Annotated in this window: 19 protein-coding genes, 6 tRNA genes, 1 rRNA gene, 2 other RNA genes and 1 pseudogene; 22 read left to right on the top strand and 7 right to left on the bottom strand. The window is 38.5% G+C overall.

Annotated elements, in window-relative coordinates; all coding sequences use genetic code 11:
• Window positions 1-464: 464 nt before the first annotated feature.
• From POF52_RS15840 to POF52_RS15790, 11 genes are all read left to right on the top strand, one after another.
• Entirely contained in the window at window positions 465-644 is a 180-nt protein-coding gene (locus POF52_RS15840) for a small acid-soluble spore protein H (RefSeq protein WP_271993382.1), read from the top strand.
• A gap of 343 nt (window positions 645-987) precedes the next feature.
• Window positions 988-1,176, top strand: a non-coding RNA gene (ssrS, locus tag POF52_RS15835) — 6S RNA.
• 13 nt (window positions 1,177-1,189) lie between these two features.
• Window positions 1,190-1,454, top strand: an RNA gene (gene ffs / locus POF52_RS15830) — signal recognition particle sRNA large type.
• A 52-nt stretch (window positions 1,455-1,506) separates the two neighbouring features.
• A 5S ribosomal RNA gene (gene rrf, locus POF52_RS15825) occupies window positions 1,507-1,622 on the top strand.
• A 124-nt stretch (window positions 1,623-1,746) separates the two neighbouring features.
• Window positions 1,747-2,598, top strand: a complete 852-nt coding sequence (locus tag POF52_RS15820) for a tyrosine-type recombinase/integrase (RefSeq protein ID WP_271993381.1) — start codon at window positions 1,747-1,749, stop codon at window positions 2,596-2,598.
• 340 nt (window positions 2,599-2,938) lie between these two features.
• A tRNA-Ile gene (locus POF52_RS15815) sits at window positions 2,939-3,015 on the top strand.
• A 15-nt stretch (window positions 3,016-3,030) separates the two neighbouring features.
• Window positions 3,031-3,123: transfer RNA gene (locus tag POF52_RS15810), tRNA-Ser, on the top strand.
• 18 nt (window positions 3,124-3,141) lie between these two features.
• Window positions 3,142-3,218, top strand: a tRNA-Met gene (locus POF52_RS15805).
• A 10-nt stretch (window positions 3,219-3,228) separates the two neighbouring features.
• Window positions 3,229-3,313: transfer RNA gene (locus POF52_RS15800), tRNA-Leu, on the top strand.
• A 9-nt stretch (window positions 3,314-3,322) separates the two neighbouring features.
• Window positions 3,323-3,399, top strand: a tRNA-Arg gene (locus POF52_RS15795).
• A gap of 114 nt (window positions 3,400-3,513) precedes the next feature.
• Window positions 3,514-3,604, top strand: a tRNA-Ser gene (locus POF52_RS15790).
• 344 nt (window positions 3,605-3,948) lie between these two features.
• On the opposite strand, the gene POF52_RS15785 is transcribed toward POF52_RS15790, so the two are convergent.
• Window positions 3,949-5,124, bottom strand: coding sequence for a NupC/NupG family nucleoside CNT transporter (locus POF52_RS15785; protein ID WP_271993380.1), 1,176 nt, complete (start codon window positions 5,122-5,124; stop codon window positions 3,949-3,951).
• A gap of 434 nt (window positions 5,125-5,558) precedes the next feature.
• On the opposite strand from POF52_RS15785, the gene POF52_RS15780 reads away from it, so the two are divergent.
• A complete protein-coding gene (locus POF52_RS15780; protein ID WP_176584444.1) occupies window positions 5,559-6,224 on the top strand; it encodes an MOSC domain-containing protein in 666 nt (221 codons plus the stop codon).
• Window positions 6,225-6,281: 57 nt separating this feature from the next.
• Here the strand turns inward: POF52_RS15780 and POF52_RS15775 are convergent, their stop codons facing one another.
• A complete protein-coding gene (locus POF52_RS15775) occupies window positions 6,282-7,127 on the bottom strand; it encodes a C40 family peptidase (protein WP_271993379.1) in 846 nt (281 codons plus the stop codon).
• A 514-nt stretch (window positions 7,128-7,641) separates the two neighbouring features.
• Here POF52_RS15775 and POF52_RS15770 point away from each other — a divergent pair.
• The gene (locus POF52_RS15770; RefSeq protein ID WP_271993378.1) at window positions 7,642-8,556 is read left to right on the top strand and encodes a DMT family transporter; all 915 of its coding nucleotides are present in this window, start codon (window positions 7,642-7,644) and stop codon (window positions 8,554-8,556) included.
• Window positions 8,557-8,604: 48 nt separating this feature from the next.
• Here POF52_RS15770 and POF52_RS15765 read toward each other — a convergent pair whose 3' ends face one another.
• Window positions 8,605-9,255, bottom strand: coding sequence for a DUF975 family protein (locus POF52_RS15765; RefSeq protein ID WP_013058258.1), 651 nt, complete (start codon window positions 9,253-9,255; stop codon window positions 8,605-8,607).
• A 192-nt stretch (window positions 9,256-9,447) separates the two neighbouring features.
• Here POF52_RS15765 and POF52_RS15760 point away from each other — a divergent pair, with 192 nt between their 5' ends.
• Window positions 9,448-9,801 carry a DUF4181 domain-containing protein gene (locus POF52_RS15760; protein WP_271993377.1) on the top strand — a complete coding sequence of 118 codons (354 nt, stop codon included), beginning with the start codon at window positions 9,448-9,450 and terminating at the stop codon, window positions 9,799-9,801.
• A 34-nt stretch (window positions 9,802-9,835) separates the two neighbouring features.
• On the opposite strand, the gene POF52_RS15755 is transcribed toward POF52_RS15760, so the two are convergent.
• Window positions 9,836-10,849 (bottom strand): S66 family peptidase, encoded by a 1,014-nt coding sequence (locus POF52_RS15755; RefSeq protein WP_271993376.1) that lies wholly within the window; start codon window positions 10,847-10,849, stop codon window positions 9,836-9,838.
• A gap of 148 nt (window positions 10,850-10,997) precedes the next feature.
• On the opposite strand from POF52_RS15755, the gene POF52_RS15750 reads away from it, so the two are divergent.
• Together POF52_RS15750 and POF52_RS15745 are read left to right on the top strand one after the other, a co-directional pair.
• Window positions 10,998-11,507, top strand: a complete 510-nt coding sequence (locus tag POF52_RS15750) for a sigma-70 family RNA polymerase sigma factor (RefSeq protein WP_271993375.1) — start codon at window positions 10,998-11,000, stop codon at window positions 11,505-11,507.
• A 19-nt stretch (window positions 11,508-11,526) separates the two neighbouring features.
• Complete coding sequence (locus POF52_RS15745) at window positions 11,527-12,690, top strand: DUF4179 domain-containing protein (RefSeq protein WP_271993374.1); 1,164 nt, start codon at window positions 11,527-11,529, stop codon at window positions 12,688-12,690.
• A gap of 46 nt (window positions 12,691-12,736) precedes the next feature.
• Here the strand turns inward: POF52_RS15745 and POF52_RS15740 are convergent, their stop codons facing one another.
• On the bottom strand, window positions 12,737-13,156 hold the full coding sequence (locus tag POF52_RS15740) for a MarR family winged helix-turn-helix transcriptional regulator (protein ID WP_176584437.1): 420 nt from the start codon (window positions 13,154-13,156) through the stop codon (window positions 12,737-12,739).
• 143 nt (window positions 13,157-13,299) lie between these two features.
• On the opposite strand from POF52_RS15740, the gene POF52_RS15735 reads away from it, so the two are divergent.
• The 3 genes from POF52_RS15735 to POF52_RS15725 all read left to right on the top strand — a co-directional run bounded on the left by POF52_RS15735 (window position 13,300) and on the right by POF52_RS15725 (window position 15,737).
• The gene (locus POF52_RS15735) at window positions 13,300-13,647 is read left to right on the top strand and encodes a DUF6054 family protein (RefSeq protein ID WP_028409537.1); all 348 of its coding nucleotides are present in this window, start codon (window positions 13,300-13,302) and stop codon (window positions 13,645-13,647) included.
• A 205-nt stretch (window positions 13,648-13,852) separates the two neighbouring features.
• Window positions 13,853-14,236, top strand: coding sequence for a FixH family protein (locus POF52_RS15730; RefSeq protein WP_097822971.1), 384 nt, complete (start codon window positions 13,853-13,855; stop codon window positions 14,234-14,236).
• Between the two features lie 295 nt (window positions 14,237-14,531).
• The gene (locus POF52_RS15725) at window positions 14,532-15,737 is read left to right on the top strand and encodes a hypothetical protein (protein WP_271993373.1); all 1,206 of its coding nucleotides are present in this window, start codon (window positions 14,532-14,534) and stop codon (window positions 15,735-15,737) included.
• Between the two features lie 140 nt (window positions 15,738-15,877).
• On the opposite strand, the pseudogene POF52_RS15720 reads toward POF52_RS15725, so the two are convergent.
• Window positions 15,878-16,051: pseudogene (locus POF52_RS15720) on the bottom strand (VOC family protein); the annotation flags it as partial.
• Window positions 16,052-16,183: 132 nt separating this feature from the next.
• Between POF52_RS15720 and POF52_RS15715 the strand changes: the two are divergent.
• A complete protein-coding gene (locus tag POF52_RS15715; protein WP_013058248.1) occupies window positions 16,184-16,351 on the top strand; it encodes a hypothetical protein in 168 nt (55 codons plus the stop codon).
• Between the two features lie 232 nt (window positions 16,352-16,583).
• On the opposite strand, the gene POF52_RS15710 is transcribed toward POF52_RS15715, so the two are convergent.
• Complete coding sequence (locus tag POF52_RS15710) at window positions 16,584-17,513, bottom strand: DUF3298 and DUF4163 domain-containing protein (RefSeq protein ID WP_176584434.1); 930 nt, start codon at window positions 17,511-17,513, stop codon at window positions 16,584-16,586.
• A gap of 433 nt (window positions 17,514-17,946) precedes the next feature.
• Between POF52_RS15710 and POF52_RS15705 the strand changes: the two genes are divergently transcribed.
• Together POF52_RS15705 and POF52_RS15700 are read left to right on the top strand one after the other, a co-directional pair.
• Window positions 17,947-18,204 (top strand): FeoA family protein, encoded by a 258-nt coding sequence (locus tag POF52_RS15705; RefSeq protein ID WP_271993372.1) that lies wholly within the window; start codon window positions 17,947-17,949, stop codon window positions 18,202-18,204.
• The gene (locus POF52_RS15700) at window positions 18,197-18,928 is read left to right on the top strand and encodes a FeoB small GTPase domain-containing protein (RefSeq protein WP_176584433.1); all 732 of its coding nucleotides are present in this window, start codon (window positions 18,197-18,199) and stop codon (window positions 18,926-18,928) included. Before POF52_RS15705 ends, POF52_RS15700 begins: the two co-directional genes overlap by 8 nt.
• The last annotated feature ends 4 nt before the right edge of the window (window positions 18,929-18,932 follow it).

Raw genomic sequence — 18,932 nt, 5'->3', positions numbered from 1 at the left:
AAAAAGGGCTACCCCAAAATAGGAAAGAGGTAGCTTGCTCTATTCAAGCAAAAAGTTGAATACATTGGTTGAGTTAAAACAACTACATTATCTTAACATGTATAAATTTTTTAGTGAAGCGCTATCATTTCCAGTTTTATTACCTAATTTCCTCTGCTAAAATGGAATCATAGGGATGAAGAGAGAAGGGTAGATGAGGCACATGAGTACGAGTCTATTGCTAACTTTAGGGGTTATATTTTTGGCAACAATAGCTATAGCCATTTTAATTAAGATTCCAGAAGAAGATTAAATTGAATAATAAAATAAAAAGCTATCTCAAATAATAAAGGAGATAGTTTTTTTACTGCTTTATGTCCCATTTAAAAAATTAAAATTGATTTTATACTGAGGAATTAAATGCATAAAAATTAATTAAAAACAAATACTGTCACTGTCATAAATAAAAAGGAGGCTAGATAAAGATGGATGCACAAAGAGCACAAGAAATTGCTGATTCAGTGGACATGGCCAATGTAATATATAACGGGAAAAGCATTTACATTGAGCATGTAGACCAACGAAATGGGGTAGCTACAATTCATAACCTGGATGAACCAAATAATAAGCAAAGTGTTTCTATATCTGAACTAGCAGAACAATAATTTACTCTTAGAATAAAAAAGCCGTTTTATGTAGGCTTTTTTTATTTTTCTCTCATTTTTATGGAGAGAGGATAAGAAGAAAAAGTAACTACATTAGAAAAGTGTTGTTAGATCAAGGATGTATAAAAATCTAACCGTAATGAACTTTACTTTTAAATGGAGGACTCAATATAATGAAACACGACTCCTTATAACTTCCATCTTTCAAAGAAATCCCTTCCCAACAACAGTAAATCAAGCAAATAAGAAAACATTGCAGGTTAGGAGTTACTTTTTCGTTTATGTTGACTTCTACGAAATTTTATTGTAGGATAATCTATATCATCAATAAACACATTAAATACTTATCCTACGATGCACGTTATGCCCTATTTGTTTTGAACCGTACTGTTTATTTGGGATTCCTACATTTGTTGACGGATGCCATGCCTGTCTTTGACACAGGATCGCTGGAACGTTAATATGCGGAAACCCACCTGCGAGATCGCGGGTTCACAAAACAGATTGGGAGGACGACATAGGTGGGAATCCCTTAACTATACATACCGTGCTAGACGGGGAGATGGCGGTGCCCTGTAACCTGCAATCCGCCTTAGCAGGGTTTAATTCCTAACAGAGGTATGAGTCAGGTAAGGTCTGACTTGGACAAGTGGTGTTGACAACTAGGTCCTGCACAACAGAAACCTATGAACATGGTCAGGTCCGGAAGGAAGCAGCCATAAGTAGTTTCTTCTGTGTGTTGCAGCACAACCCAGTCGAGCTAACTGTACAAGTAACGCTTATTTGATCATGTCAATGACGGGTGCACGGTGTTTTTACTTAGCAATTTTTATTTAGTGTTAAGAAAACTATCTTTAATAGGTCTGGTGGCGATAGCAGAGAGGTCACACCCGTTCCCATATCGAATGCGGAAGTTAAGTTCTCTAGCGCCAATGGTAGTGGGGACTTTGTCCTCGTGAGAGTAGGACGTTGTCAGGCAAAAAACAGCCCATCATATCAATGATGGGCTGTTTTTTTGTATATTAATTTCGTTTAAATTGATTTCTACGAAATTAAATGTTATGTTTTACGTAATTTATTAGTATATGTAGGAGGATTTAGAGTGAAAAAAAATAGCCTAGAAGTTATTCCGTTGATTGATGACTTTAGCCAATGGTTAATGGAATCAGGCAAATCTGATAATACGATTAAAACCTATCGAGCAGTGCTAAACCAATTTCATGAATGGCTTCTAAGTGAAGGTGAACATTTAGATCAAGTAACAAGAAATAATGTTCAAACTTATATGATTAACCTTGAATCTAATAATAAAAGTGCGTCGACTATAGAAAAAGCTTTTGTAACAATTAGCGTTTTTGTACGCTTTCTTGAAAAACCAGAAATTGTTCAAAATATTGAACGTAAACAAAAAGAGAAAAATAACGAGGTTGTACCACAGTCATTAGAAGCAAGTGAGCGTGACCGCCTTTTATCTGAAGTAAAGCAACAGGGAAACCTTCGTGATATTGCTATTGTATATACTTTATTACATACAGGGATTCGGGTATCAGAGATTTGTGCTTTGAATCGTAAAGACGTAGAGATTAACAAATCTGACGGTTTTTTAATTATCCGTAATGCTAAAGGATGTAAAAAGCGATTTGTTCCTCTTTCTACAGAAGCAAGGAATAGTTTGAAGAAATATATTGATTCACTTGATTCTAATCATGAAGCTTTATTTGTCTCTAATTTTGATCGAAGAATGTCTGCACGTACGGTTCAGTACATGTTAAAAAAATATAATGTAAATCCTCATAAATTACGCCACACTTTCTGTCATGAGTTAGTTAAGAAAGGGATAGATATTGCAACAGTTGCCGAACTAGCAGGCCATTCTGATGTGAATGTTACAAAACGATACCTAAAATCTTCTACAAGAGATTTAGAAAGTGCGATTACGCAAACCTTTTTATAAAAATAAGCTCTGTAACAAGAATTATGATTCTTGTTACAGAGTTTTTTTATTTAGGTGTATGTTCCTACTTAATAATTGCAAAATTAAGTATTAAAACACAACTTACATAGATGTTGACTTCTGCGAAATTATAAAGTAAAATGATTTTTGTTGGTAGCGAAACAGATATTAATTATTAAATTACTAGTCCATGTTTCATATGAAGGGGTAGCATACGGATAAATGTAACTGACTATAAATAACTTCCATACTTATTGGTGGCATAGTCAAGGTCTGCAATACCTTTATCACCGGTTCAAATCCGATTGCCGTATCCACATTCTAATAAAGAGCTTAGAAAGGACCTTTAGCTCAGCTGGTTAGAGCAGACGGCTCATAACCGTCCGGTCGTAGGTTCGAGTCCTACAAGGTCCACCATTGAACCTGAAATATGGAGGAATACCCAAGTCTGGCTGAAGGGATCGGTCTTGAAAACCGACAGGGGTGTCAAAGCCCGCGGGGGTTCGAATCCCTCTTCCTCTTCCATTGTATATTTATTATTATCGCGGGGTGGAGCAGTTCGGTAGCTCGTCGGGCTCATAACCCGAAGGTCGCAGGTTCAAATCCTGTCCCCGCAACCATTTTTCACACGCGGATGTGGCGGAATTGGCAGACGCGCTAGACTTAGGATCTAGTGTCTTATGACGTGGGGGTTCAAGTCCCTTCATCCGCACCATTTTAGTAAGCGCCCGTAGCTCAATTGGATAGAGCGTTTGACTACGGATCAAAAGGTTAGGGGTTCGACTCCTCTCGGGCGCGCCATAAACGGGAAGTAGCTCATTTTGGTAGAGCCCAATTCTGATAAGCGTGAGGTCGGTGGTTTAAGTCCCCTTAGGCCTACTATTATTCCACAGTATCTCAGTGGGAGATTCATACAGAGAAGTACCCAAGTGGCTCAAGGGGCTCCCCTGCTAAGGGAGTAGATCGTTAACGCGGTGCGAGGGTTCGAATCCCTTCTTCTCTGCCATTTCATAATTTTATCTGGTCCGTTGGTCAAGTGGTCAAGAGATTATCTTTTTAAAAAGATAACACGGGTTCGCATCCCGGACGGGTCATTACAAAAAAGGCAGTTTGCTGATAAAGCAAGCTGTCTTTTTTATTGAATAAGAGATATTGCTTTAATCCATTATGTAAAACTAATTTAAATGTTATTAGAATGAAGATAAAAAGCATTTGATAATAGTGCTGATAACTCGGAGTATGTCAACAGAGATATTTAATAAATTTCAACATTGTAGAAACGCTCCAGATATAACCCAAAAAGAACCACCCCCAACAAAAAAGCACTCACTAAAAGTGAGTGCTTTTTCATTAAATAAACAATCCAACCATAATACCTGTTAAAATCGATCCCATTGTCGCTACTAACAGCATCTTCAAGCCAAACTTCGCAACGCGTGAAGCTTGTTCGCCGTTGATTGCTTGGATCGTACCAAGAACGATACCAATTGAGCTGAAGTTGGCAAATGAGATTAAGTAAGCTGATACGATCCCAACCGTTTTTTCAGAAAGGTGAGGCATCATTTTTTGGAAGTCAAGCATGGCAACGAATTCGTTTGCTACTACTTTTGTTCCCATTACGCCGCCGGCTCTCATTAGTTCATCTGCCGGAATACCCATGATAAAGGCAATTGGGTAGAAGATATAGCCTAAAATATCTTGAACGGTTAATCCAATTACGCCGTTTAATACGTAGTTCACTAATGCTAAAAGACCAACGTACGTTACAAGCATAGCTGCTACGATTAACGCAACGCGTCCGCCGTCTAGGGCACCGTCACCGATTGCTTCAAACAGCGTGCCTTGCTTAGCAGGCGCTTTGATATCGACTTCGTTTTCATCTTCTACTTTTACTGGTGCAACGATAGAAGAAACGATTAAGCCAGAGAATACGTTTAGCGGAAGGGCAATTAATACGTATTCCGCCGGAATCATCTGCATGTATGCGCCAAGAATTGAACAAGAAACGGATACTAAAGATGTTGTTGTAACGATAAATAAACGGTTTGGTGTTAAACCTCCGATGTGGTTTTTCACCGCAATTAGCGCCGTTGTATCACCAAAGATCATCGCATTCACGGCTGTGAAGCTTTCAATTTGGGGAAGTCCGGTAATTTTTGAAACAAGTCCTCCAATATATTTGATCCCAAAGGGTAAAATACGAGAGTAGTTTAAAATACTTAATAATGCTGAAACGAATACAATCATAACTAACGTCTGGATAAAGAAAATGCCTTTTCCTGCAAGATCTCCAAACACGAACGAAATTCCGTCGTTACCAAATGATAAGATCTTTGTAAATACACTTGTGATAAAGTCAAGCACCTTGCGACCAATCGATGTATTCATCATAAAAGCAGAGATAGCAAGCTGGATGACAAGCATAACTGCGATGCCTTTATAGTTGATAAGTTTCCTGTCGTTTGACATGAGGAATGCAATTGCTAAGACAATTACAATCCCGATAATTCCCATTAAAATTGACATTTACTTTTCTCCTTACATGTATTCTATATTTATAAAAGAGGGACGTGCATAGAAATGACTATGTAAATCGGCCTCTATTTTATATAAAAATCAGGACTTTCACGCTAGTTTTAGTAAAAATGGGCAAAATTTTTTAGGCCATTGTAAAAAATGACGTAATTGTAAAATAATATTTACTATGTGCTAATATGTAAAAAAACATGCAGAACTGACATAATAACTTATATTTCGACAGCCTCTACTATCTTAAATCATTTCGAACAAAAGAAAAAGAGGAAATGAAGATATTTTTAATATAATTGTGAAATATTTTTTAAACTTTCATGATATTGCCAAGATTTTAGTGGAATATATGAAAAATAAGAGATCCATCTTTAAAATGTGGTAAAATATGACGTAATTAGTAAGGGGAAACGGGGAAGGGAGAGATACGAATGAATCAACGTAAAATAATTCATTTAGCAACCGGCATGCCTGAACAAATGGCATACAGTCCCGGCAAAGAAATACGTACAGGCATACGCAAGAAGCAAGTAGACGAAACGTTTTTAGCAAAAGAAGGATTCCAAGGCGACGGCGTAGCGAACTTAAAGTATCACGGCGGTCCGGATCGTGCGGTGTGCGTATATTCATATGAGCACTATAAGAAATGGAACGAAGAGTTTGATACGGAGCTCCCCATGTCTGCGTTTGGAGAAAATCTTGTTGTAGCAGGCATGCTTGAAAAAGAAGTATGCATTGGAGACGTTTATCAAGTAGGAGACGCCATTATTCAAGTAACACAAGGACGAAATCCATGCGACACGATTACAAAGCGAACGGGCGTTAAAGGAATTCTAAAACGAATGATTGAGACAAGCTATACTGGCTATCTTTGCCGCGTGCTGAAAGAAGGTACGATTACGCAAGATGCAGAAGTGAAATTGATTGAAGCTCATCCAAACCAAGTATCCGTTTGGTTTACGCTTGATTTATATTTCCATCATCCAAAAGATGTAGAAGGGATGAAGCGGGCTTTAGAAGTGGCTGAGCTAGCTGAAGACTGGAAGCATAAATTTCAAACGCGCATTGAAAAGGCGCTTTCCGTCGCGCAGCGATAAAAAGTAAATGCCCTCTAATCGTTAGAACGTATCTAACGATTAGAGGGCATTTTTTTCTTAGAAGCGTCCGTATCCTAAGAAATGATCTTGATAATAAGAAACATCTAGGTCAGCTACAGCTACACCGTGTGAACCAGCATGAATCATTTGGCCGTTTCCGATGTAGATTCCCATGTGAGATGGGCCGCTTGTGTATGTGTTTTGGAAGAATACTAGATCTCCTGGTTGTGGAGACGAAATTTTTGTCGCCATATTCCAGTAGTTGGCTACGCTTGTACGTGAAATGCTGTGACCGCTATGGTTGAACACGTATGCGATAAAGCCTGAGCAGTCAAATCCGCTTGGTGTGTTTCCTGCCCATTGGTAAGGTGATCCTACTAAACTACGTGCAACATTTACTGTGCTTCCAGAAGCCGTGCTTGTTGTTGGAGCAGGTGCTGGTGTGCTAGTTTCTTGTGCTGCAGATGTAGATGAAGATGCTGTAGAAGTAGAAGGAGTTGATGTGCTTACACCTTTTACTTGGCTTGCGCTTGGTTTACCTGATGCAATTGTTACGTAGCTTGAGCTTTTTGAAATCCATTTGTTTGGTGCAATTTCAACTAAGCCGTTTGCTTCTTTTAAAATAGCAAACTCTTGACCTTGTGCTGCAGTTCCAACGACTGGAGATGAAAAGCTAGCTCCTTGACGAATATTTAACGCACTCACGTTTACGATGACTTTTTGATTAGTAGTAGTAGTTGCTTGTTGTTGAGGTACGCTTGGCGTTACCTTTTCTTGTACGGGTGCTGGTGCAGCGCCTCCGTCATTTGCACTTGCTGAAGTTGTGCTAAATGTTAGGGCAGCGGGAACAAGTAATGCTGCTAACCCCATATTCATAACTGTACGATTTGCTTTCTTTAGCATGTTCTTTCTCCCTTTCCATAACTTGTTTTATTCACAACTGTGAGTCTATCAATCCTGACAGGAAAAGTAAACATCTAATTCCAAATTACGACATTTTGTAACATAGTTTTAATATTAAAGGGCGATATAAGTAGAATTGTCACCTTCTCTGTAATAATTCTGACAATTTATCTAGGTAGAAATGTTTAGGGGATTCATAGATTTATTAGAAAATATGTAAGCTAAATGAAAAAGGGGAGCAGAAACCCAGCAGCTGAATGGCTTCAGGGCTTTTAGGATGTATAAAAGCTATAGATAAAAAGTGATATCGTCACTAGCGATGCCCTTTATTTTTTCTGGATGAGCATATAGAGAAGAAAGATACGTTGTCATAAAAGAAACTCAGTTACTATAACTGCTATCCATGAAGTACATTAAAGGCGTGCAATTGAAGTGAGCAAAAAAGAAGCGTAGTATACAAGGAGGAATGAATGCGTGAGTCATTTACATTCATATATGTAGGAGTGGTTGTTGTATGAAACAGTCATCATCTTTTATTAATGGAATTCTTTTAGCTGCTCTTGTACTGATTTGGGGATTAACGTGGCCGATGTCGAAGCTGGCGCTTGGCTATTCATCGCCTATTTTGTTATCTGGACTGCGGTCATTAAGTGCGGGAATCATTTTATTAGCAGTCGCACTGCCAAGATATAGGCAGCTTCACTGGAAGCAGAACTGGCGTAAATATATGGTGTCAGGTCTATTTAATTCAATCTTATTCTACGGTCTGCAAACGATTGGACTTATGTTTATGCCAGCAGGGGTCTTCAGCGTTATTGTCTACTTGCAGCCGGTGCTCATCGGCATCATTGCATGGCTGTGGATTGGAGAAAGTATGAACGCTGTGAAGATAGGGGGCTTGCTTCTTGGCTTTGTAGGTGTAGCTACCATCAGCACGGGAGAATTATCTGCCAATGCTTCAGCCGTTGGAATTCTTTTAGCTGTCCTTACGGCACTGAGCTGGGCGATTGGAACCGTTTATATCAAGCGTATTAGCGACAGTGTAGATGGCATTTGGCTTATTACCGTTCAAAGTCTTATCGGCGGAGTGGTTATGACAGCAGCCGGAAGCGGAGTGGAAGGATGGTCTCATATGGTGTGGAATTCATCATCTATGCTGCTGCTTTTATTTTTAGCACTGTTTTCCGTTGCTGTTGCGTGGCTCATTTATTTTTATTTAATCAGTAAAGGAGAGGCCAGCAAAGTGGCGTCCTTTAATTTTCTTGTTCCGATTATTTCAATTGTCATTGGCACGCTCTTTTTAGACGAACCGTTTACGTCGTCACTTCTTGTAGGGCTGGTGCTTATTATTATCAGTATTTATTTAGTGAATAAAAAAGCAAAGAATCAAAAGTTAAAGCCCTCTGATGGAGGAGACCAGGCAGCGTAAAGCTATCCATAAAAAAACCGTATTCGCAACTCGAATACGGTTTTTCGTTTATTCAGCGACTTCAGTTTCATTTGCTTTTAGCTTTTCATAAAATACGCCAAGCGAAGTCGTGACATACGGAACGAGCCATAATAACCCGATGCCAAGCGTGATGATACTTAAAATTCCCCAGCCGATAAAGCTTAAAACAAGTAAAAAGTAGGTCCACTTGTAGCCGTTCATTAACCGTCTGCTTTCAGTAATAGACTGGTTGACCGAATAATCTGGGTTATCCCGGAATACGTAGTAAGCCTGTGAATAGGCAAGACTTTTGATGATGCCGGGAATGATTAATAAAATACTCCATAGTACGGTATAAATAATCGTTAGCAAGTAAAGTCCGAGGGTTCTAAAGTATAATCCCGCAGATGAAAACGAATCAAACACATTTCCTACACGTACACTTTCTCCTCGCACGAGACGCAATAGTACCCAGTAGTAAGAGAAAAAGAGCGGTACGAGCAGCAGGGATACAATATTAGCTAAGGTAGACTGCGAGTATTCGGTTTCGGACCCGCTTGGAAATCCGTTGATTAAAAAGTCAATAAGTCCTGGAATACCAGCAGCAATTAGATACGTAACGAACGTAAGCAGTACGGCAAATCCCCAGCGGTTTTTCAGCGCTGCGAGTGCACCTTGCTTCACTTCTTTTATTCTCATAACTTGATGTCCCCCTCTAGGTGAGTTTATACAGAGAATTTAACCTGTACATTAGTCAATATATTAGCGATTTTTGAATATATGAATGCTTGCACTAATAAGTTGGATAAAGTTTTTTAGAGCCTTGAAATTTATGGAAAGTTCTTTAAAATGGAAGTATAAGGATATTTTAGGTCAGAAGGAGGAATGAAAATGACGCTTGTGTATTTGCTGATTCTGGCAGTTGTTTATATCTTTCTGGATCTTGTCATGCGAAAAAAGCTGCATACAAAGATGAAAAAAAGTTATTGGAGAAGCTTTAAAGGAAGGTGTCCGCTGTTTGTCACAATTGAAATGGTGATGCTTGCTGCGTTTTTAATGCTCATCTTCGTTATACCTCCAGCCTACACCTCCGTTTTTATGTTTCTTTTCTTTTTTCTCCTCTACGTAATTCGAGGATTCGAAGAATGGAAGTTTGAAAGAAAGCAAAAAGAGCACTACCACTCGTGGTTTGGTGCAACTTTTTTCTTATTTGGGACGTTTATATTACTGATGACGGATATGTGAAAAAACAAGAGAACAAAAAAGTTCTCTTGTTTTTTTATGTAAAGTATTGAACGACTGTGCCTTTGTTCTTCTCTACGTTAACACTCGCATACGCGCCGTTAATAAGCGTGAGCTGAGGAGGGAGGTGGCCGCAGTCGATGTCATAGATAACTGGAATATGTAAATCAGAGGCAAGGTCATGATACACATCTTCAGCGGTGTAGGAATCAACGGGTTTATTAGCGCTGCTTCTGCCGAATAAAATACCTGAGCAGTTATTAAACCAGCCCGCTAGCTTAAGCTGAAGAAGTGAACGGCGAAGGTCAGCGGTCGTCAGTTCACAGTTGTCAAAGTACCAAATGACCGGCTCAGCAGGAATGTATTTTTCTCGAAACGTTTTTACGTCTCCAAAAGGAGTTCCTACTAAGTGCCTGATCACGTCAATACATCCTCCGAGAAGACGCCCTTCGATGTGCACGTCGCTTAACTCTGTATGCTTCCAAGCGGTTTGTTCGGTTAAATGAAACACGCATGGTGACGGGTTGTCATGCTGCCATTCTTTTTGATAGCAATCAGAAGAAACTTGAACCACGCTTTCTCCTTTTTGGGTCGTCAGCACCTGCTGCCACATCGCATTCGTTGGATCCCAGTATTCTCCTCGCAAGTCCACAAAGTTGGTTCCATGAGCCGTTGCAATCCCGGTATTAAGTGTAATAGCCAGCAAAAGAACGCTGGTGTCAGAATAGCCAAGCACCCATTTTGCTGTCCATTTTGTAAAGTCTAGATGTTCAAGAATTTCAATCAGCAGCTCGCCTCCCCAAGGAGGAATAATGATATCGATGTTTTCATCAGCAATCATGGCTTGAAGCTCATTCGCGCGTTTTTTTGGAGAAGCGGATTTTGCTTTATGCTGCGTCCAAACGGTTTCTCCCGGTATAGCAGAAAAGCCTTTTTGTTTCATGCGTTCACACGATAAAGAAAACATGGAATGAAGAGCTTGAGGTACACCAGAAGAAGGTGCGGTTATGCCGATGGTTGGGTTGGATATAAGAAAAGGATAGGTAATCATAGCGACCTCCTTCAAAGGTTTTAGCTTATTTTACCAGCGAGAGAAATACTGAACAAGCTTATTTTTCATTTAATTTAGGAAGATTGATAGGTTTTGTAAAAAGAATTCGTATTAATAGATGTAAAAGCAAGCGGAAAGGAGCAATGTCATGGAAGATGACTGGATTGTTGCGTGTATAACGCGAAAAAAAGAAAAAGGATTAGAGCTGTTAATCGATCAGTACGGAGGGTTAATTACGGCCATTGTACGCAAATATTTAGGCACGCTGAAAAGCTACGAAGAAGAGTGTGTAAACGACGTATTGTTAGCGGTGTGGCATCATATACACCGCTTTGATTCGGAGAAAAATACGTTTAAAAATTGGGTTGCAGCTGTTGCTAAGTACAAAGCCATTGACTATCAGCGCAAATACATAAAAACGCAGCACGAAGCGCTTGGCGAAGCGGAATTTGATGAAAAAGCAGGAGGTGCCGTCCAAGCAGGCGACGTAGAAGAACTTTTAAGTCACTTAAATGAAGGAGACCGTGAGCTGTTTAAAGCGTATTACTTACAGGAAGTCGAGCTAAAACAAATCGCGAAAAAACAGCAGACCACCATCAGCAATTTATACAACCGGCTGTCGCGCGGACGCAAAAAGTTAAAAGCGATTTTTAAATAAGAAATAAGGAGGGACAAAGATGAAAAATCAATATGACTTATTAAATGGATCTTCTGTAGAGTTTGATGAATATGAAGAAATTGAGCTAACGGCAAGAGAGAAAAAGCGTATGAAAAAACGCTTAAAACGTGACATAAAGCCGACTCGAAAAAAAGCGCGTCCGCTGATCGCCGCTGCGGTGCTGCTGCTTGCTGTGACGCCTGTAATGATGCAAAACGAAACGGTATGGGCATCGGCTGTGCGAATCAGTCAGCAAATTGGCCAGCAAATTGAGCTGCTTATGAACAAACCTGAAGGCAGTTTTAGCGGCTATAAAAAAACGGTAAATGAAACTGCCACGGACCAAGGCATTCAAGTAAAAGTAAATGAACTGATGCTGGATGACGGACAGGTGCTGCTTGGATTAACGATCAGCGCAGATGAATTTAGAAGAACTGCACTAGGGCTTAACCGAGACGCATCAATTCGACCGGGAGAGCTGCGCGTGCAAATTGGCAACATGTCGTTTTTTGATTCGGCTTCCAGTATTAGAGAGGAACCAATCAAAAACAAAGACGGAAGCTGGAACTATCTGTACGCTTTAAAACTAACGCAAGCGGACACGGACGGAGACGGGAAAATCGATGTGGAAGGCTACAATGTACTAGATCATATTGATCCAAATAAAAACTATCAAATCAGTGCGCAGTTCACAAGTCTAGAATTTGAAAAGAATCCTGCTCAGACGAAAAGCGGGAACTACCGGGATTCCTACGGAGAAATTAAAGGAAATTGGACGGTTCATACAAGCGTAAACGGCTCAAAAATCATCGCTGATACAAAAGTGTATCCGTTGAATAAAGAAATTCCGATTAATGAAAAAGGAATAAAAGGCGTATTGTCCATCAAAGAAGTTCGCGTATCCCCTGTTTCGATTAAGCTGCACTATACGTTTACATCGTCAACCGGAAGCATCCGAGGCGGAACGGATGTCGGTGTAGACATAAAAGACCAAAATGGAAGAAACCTTTCTGAAAGCGGCAGTGGAGGAGGAACAGACAAGGTGCTAGAGATGGACGGAGAGTACCGGAATGATAAAGACGTTATTATGCTTAGATTTATTCCATATGTAAGTGATCATGAAAAAGACTGGTCAAAAGATTTAACTTCAGACGCCTTTAATTTGAAGGTAAACAACAACTAACCAAAATAAAAACCAGATGCCTGCTTAGCGTGCATCTGGTTTTTTATTAGATATCCATTTTATTTAACAAGCGAAGAAACGTTTGTAATTCTTCATCCGTAAAATGGCTAAGCTTTTCACCATATTCTTTGGTGAGTACTTTTTCCATTTCTTCTGCAAATGCTTTTCCTTTATCCGTAATGGATAAGTAGACAACGCGGCGGTCTTTTTGACTGCGTACGCGCGTGACAAATTCTCTTTCCATGAGACGGTCGCTGACGCACGTCATGCTGCTGTTTGAGATGTGCATATGCTCTGCAATCTCAGAAACGATATGATTCCCTTCTTTATACAGCATGTGAAGCGCTAAAAATTCATTTAAAGGAATATATGATTTTAAAGTGGGAATAACCGACAGCTGCATTTTTTTCGTTTGGTTTCGCATCGTTGAAACCACATCTTGGATAAGTTCATCTCGTGTATTCATTGAGGTTGTGTGCTCCTTTTTCCGTTCAAACAATTTCTTTTCTTTTCTATTGTACCATATTGTTTATAAAGATAACGGGCAGGTTTTTTAAAGATAAAAACAGAAGTAGTATCTATCTGTTGCGATAGAAAGGGGCTTGAGTGATGGAAAAGGTAATTGAGTTTAAAACGACGCTGCTTCCTTTTGATGGAGCAAAAAAGCTTGTGAATGCAAATAATTCCGAAAGTGACTTATTATACAAGGAATATTATGATCTCGGAGACGGTAAGCAGATGTGTACGCTTGTGTTTGAACGCTATTTTTTCCGCACCGGCGGCAGAGGATCACTAACGATTATTTTAGAAAATGTGTCCGGTCCAAACAAAGTAAAGTGTATTCCTTCAGGAAGCGCAGAAGGGATATTAAATATTGATTGGGGAGCAAGCAAAGATTTTGTACGATGGGTAGAAAACGCCCTCTCATCGTACACGTTAGAAGAACCGCAGAGATAAAGGCAAAGCTGGAGAAGGCAATGAGCTTCTTCAGCTTTTTTTATAAAGCGAAGGGCGAGTAGAGAAATGAAAAGATGCAAAAGCTACTGTAGAAATAAGAACTTTATGTGGACAATAAGCATTTTTTCTCTTTTTACCGGATAAATGAGTATAATATGAAATTGCAGGAAGACTTCACATTTACATAACAAAGGAGAACAACATAATGAAAAAACTCAGCATCGTATTATTTGTTTTAATGATAGCTATAGTAGGCTGTTCAAAAGGAAATGATTCAAGTTCAAAAGAAGTAAAAGGAACGATTGAAGTACCGGAATCAATTCAAGCAAATGAACAAGTCAAGCTTAAAGTCTTTGTGACGCAAGGAGATAAAAAAGTGGAAAACGCCGATGACGTGCAGTTCCAAGTTGAAAAAGAAGGCTATATCAATCAAGAAATGACAAAAGCACCGCACGAAGGAAAAGGTGTATACAGCACGGACTATACGTTTAAAGAAGACGGCGAATATATGATTACCGCTCACGTGACGGTAGACGGTGACATGAAAATGTTTACGAAAAAAGTAGAGGTAGGTAAGTCTAAAGAGTAAAATTTATAGTTGCAGAAGGGGCTTATATAGCCATGTAAAAGAGAATGCCTCGTGCATTCTCTTTTTTTAATAAGGTTGTTTTTTCAATCTTTTTTACCGTTAACACGAAATGGTCCAATTTTTTAATCATTTCTTTTTCTCCTAGACACCAAACTAAATATTGAGAAAATATGTTAAAATTAGGATAATGACAGTAACCTTATTCAACTAACGGGACAGTCAAGTTGAACAAGCCCTTTTTTCTAAAAAAGAATATTCTCTTTCCTTAGGGAATTACCAATTGGGGATGAAAAGAATGAATGATTTTCTGAATCAAATTGCCAAGGACTTAACTAACATGAACTTAGAAAGGTATTGGCCAAATTTTGAACTTGTTGCCTATGCATTGTACGACGAAAACAGTGTAATCCTGTTCAATCATCCTAGGTATAATAACATTCCTCCTAAATCATATGAAATTTTAAAACGGGGCGAGCAGTTTGTGGGAAATACGCTTATTCTATTTGATGGCTATCCTACCGCTATTGCTGATATGGAATTGTACGATGACTATGAAGGGCTTTTTTCAATATTGATCCACGAATTATTCCACGGAAATCAGTATATAAAGAGTGAAAAATGTTTCCCTGATGAAATGCTGGGAATAACCTATCCCTTAACAAAAGAGAATGTAGACATTCGAAATCGAGAAAGAAAAAATCTTTATAATGCATCGTTAGAAACTGATATCAGTAAAAAGAAGCAGTATTTGAACGAGTTTATCAGCCTAAGGGAAAGAAGGGCAGAAGGAATAAAAGAGCATCTAACATATGAAAACTTAATTGAATCTGTTGAAGGACCTGCCTGGTACGTTGAAATAAAGGCTTTTTCAGAAAAATCTTCGCTCGCTAATGATTTAGTTTTAGAAAGGTATGGAAAAAATCTAATAAACGCCGTTGAATCCACTTCCAATATAAGGCGGAGCTGTTACAGTTCAGGCTTATTTATGTGTTTGTTGCTGGATGAATTGTCACCCGATTGGAAGGAAAGTTTTTTTGGTACTAAAACAACACTATTTGAGTTAATCAAATTTCTTGATATTGCCCCTCGAAAACAGGCAATTGAAGAGGTTCAAATAAGCCCGGAAACAGAAGCAGCAGTAAATTTTGCAATTGAATCAAGGAAGAAAGAACTTGATGAATTCGAAGCACAGATAGGAACCCATCTTTTTATCGAAGGAGAAATCATTGCTTTATCCTTTGATCCGATGAATATTGTCCCTTTTGAGAACAGGTTATTACATAAAAATTATATAAAAGTAAGGATAAATAACCAAGAATACTTTATTCAACAACCATCTCTTACCTATTGTGCGGATGGATTAAAAAATATAAATAAATTACTCATCCTATTAAAGGATAAACCATTGGAAACTGGTGATTCCCTTTTAATTGCTGGTATTGGAGAAATAATGGGGCAGTATACAATACAGGAAGATACGATCAATTTGGTTGTTAATTAGATTGTAAAGGCGCATTTTATAGGAATCAAGGTCCCTTACATAATAAAGAAAACTTGCAAACTTCTATTGCGAGTTTTCTTTTGGGTTCCTACGATATAGCAATAATATTTATGAAAACAGCCTTTTTTAATAAGGACGCTTTAATCTACGTAATTTGATAATTCAATCAAATTGTGATCAGGATCTCTTACATAAACAGAAAAGATCGGGCCTACAGCACCTGTTCGTTTGACGGGTCCTTCTTCGATTTCTACATCATGTTTTTGTAAATGACTAATTACGCTTTCGATTTTTTCTATTGTGGTTTTACACAATGCATTAAAGGGTTATGGGATTTTATATTAATATTGGATAAGTAGTGGCATTTGTTTTAGTAACTTGGTCTGGAAAGTTTGTTGATTAGATGTGTTGAAAATTTAAATACATATATGAATGGAGAGGCTTGTATGTCTATGGGGATACTTTCTTTAATCACTTTTGTTATCTGGTTTGTAGCAATTCAAGAGTTTTTAAAACCTGAAAAGAATCAGAGTAACCGAAAAATAATGATGTTAACATCCGCAGGCTCCTTGCTGACGTTAGTTCTGACCATTTCTCTTTTTCAAACACTATAAAAATACCTCAACAAGCAGTTTTCCTCGGCTATCAGCAGCGTAATGTAGGCAGCCCTGAGTTCTTCCATGGCTGTATAATTTGATTTTCTGCAATATCCAAAAAAATGATGGTAAAAGGGAAGGGGATTAGGAATAACCTTTCTTTTTTGCTCCGCTTATTTTGCAGAAAAAAAGAAAAAGAAGCTTATGAACTGATGGTTCGCAGGCTTCTTTTTTGTTTTATACGATTATCTTATTTATAAACGCTGGACGGAATTTTAAACGTATGAATGCCGTTAGAATACGGGCCGTACTCATACTCACCAAATATAATGGCAATGCCGCTACTTGTGTAGTAAAACTGATCTTCTTTTAAGTTTACAGACTTAAATTCATTAACCCAGAACTGAGCACCTTTTTTATTGCGAGCAATCATTTCATTACGAATATAGTTATTAACTTTATTCAACTTAGTGTTGTTGTTAATAATATCTTTTAAGCTAATTTGTCGAGCTTTCAACAAATCGTAATTATAAGTATCAATCCAAGCGTTGCCGTGAGCACCGCCAGCATACGCATCATTCGTAATAGCAACACTTAAAATATTATCTTGGTTGTAAGGTACAGAGTATGTCATATTACGAGAATAAGGACCTGGTGCCCAGCCGTTTTTGCGGTCTTCCTTTTCTTGTTCTTTTAGCTCGTTGTGTTCTTTTTGTGCTTCTTTCGCAATGTTTAAAAACTTTCGATTATAGCTAGCTTCAAATGGTTTATTGATAAGGCCGGATACCTGCGGATAGCGAATGTTGCTTGCTAAAGATTTCTTTGTAACCGTTACTCCTAGTGCTTGAATTTTGTCACTAGGCGCTTTTTCATACTTAATACTTGATGACTTTTGAGCATAGGTACCCTTTGATACCCCATACAGACCACCAAATTTGCTGGACTCAGAATACACGCGGAATACTTGCCCTTTTGTCACTTTTCTAGCCGCTACTAACTTGTTGTTTTTGATGTTGTAAAGATTCGTGTTCTTTAAAACGGTAACGCGTCCTATTTGCCCTTTAACCAGTTCCTGATTCCCCCACACAACTTTTGCTTCTGCAACTGTTTGCGGAGCAAGCGGTGAGAATAACAAAGCCAAACCTAAAACAACTGCGCTAACTCTTTTGAACCTTTTCATAAAAGCCCCCTAAAGTGATTTTTGTAGGTTTTAAAGCTAATCGATACTTTATTTTTCAAAAAAAACCCATTCACTAGTATAGCATATTTTTACAGTTTTTTACTTTTATCAATTCGTTTTTACTAAATTATTTTTCGACTTGATTCCTCTTATTAAATGATTAAATAAAATAGACCGGCGCACTTTATGCCTTTAGTAGAAAGAAGAAAAAAGTCAGTTATTTACCCTAGACTAAAAAAGTTTCCTGTGGTAAACTTTTGGTATTATGACACATAAAAACTGAAAATTTTAAATAAATTATGCTGACATGTTCATTTTTCTGCACCAGCAGAATACCCTATTAAAAATCAACGGGCCTATTTTTTTACCTTAAAAGTTGGTCTAATGAAAAAAATATAACCTTAGGTAAAAAATGAGAAGGGACGAAAAATAGATGGCTAGTGTAAATAATTATCCATTGTCTACATTTACGATAGGTGAAACGGTACAGCTAGAGCGAATCGAAATCGAAGGTGCCTTAAAGCGACGCTTGTTAGATTTAGGATTTATTCCAGGAGCAATTATCAAAGTGCTTCAAAAAAGCCCGTTAGGAGATCCTGTTGCTTATCAAGTCAGTCATACAACGATTGGTCTCAGAAAAGAAGAGAGCTCAAAAATTTATGTAAAAAAAGTAGGTGATGACGATGAGTAAGTATCGTATTGCATTAGCAGGAAATCCGAACACAGGAAAAAGTACGTTATTTAATAGCTTGACCGGTCTTAAGCAGCACACGGGAAACTGGACGGGAAAAACGGTAGCCAAAGCAGAAGGGACGTTTGAACACCACCAGCAGCTCTACACAATTGTCGATTTGCCTGGAACGTATTCACTTTATTCAAATTCGGCAGATGAAGAAGTAGCGCGTGACTATATTTTATTTGAAAGACCTGACGTTACGGTTGTAGTGGTCGATGCAACGGCCATGGAGCGAAATCTTAATTTAGCGCTGCAAGTGATGGAAATGACTGAAAACGTCGTGATTTGCGTGAACTTAATGGATGAAGCAAAGAAAAAAGGAATTGTGATTAACGAAAAAAAGCTCGCTGAATCGTTAGGCGTACCGGTTGTGCCTATATCAGCTCGCAATAAAAAAGGAATTACGAATTTGCTCGATGCAATTGAAGAAGTCGTGCGAGGGCAGGTAAAGCTTAACCCTTACCAGGTGCAGTACACAAAAGAAATTGAAGCGTCACTAAAGGAGCTAGAGCCTCAAGTCGCTTCTATTGTTGGAAATCAATTTCCTTTGCGCTGGATTGCTTTACGGGTTCTTGATGGAGATACGTCATTTTTAGAAACGATTCAGCAGCGTCAGCAGCAAGACATCAGTCACACAGAAAGGAGGAACAGCGCATATGGGAAATCCGTTAACTCCTGAAAAC

The organism is Priestia sp. AB (assembly GCF_028369225.1).
In the GTDB taxonomy this organism is placed as follows: domain Bacteria; phylum Bacillota; class Bacilli; order Bacillales; family Bacillaceae_H; genus Priestia; species Priestia megaterium.
The sequence above is the reverse complement of the archived record's forward strand: the minus strand, read 5'-3'. Positions and strand labels throughout refer to the sequence as shown.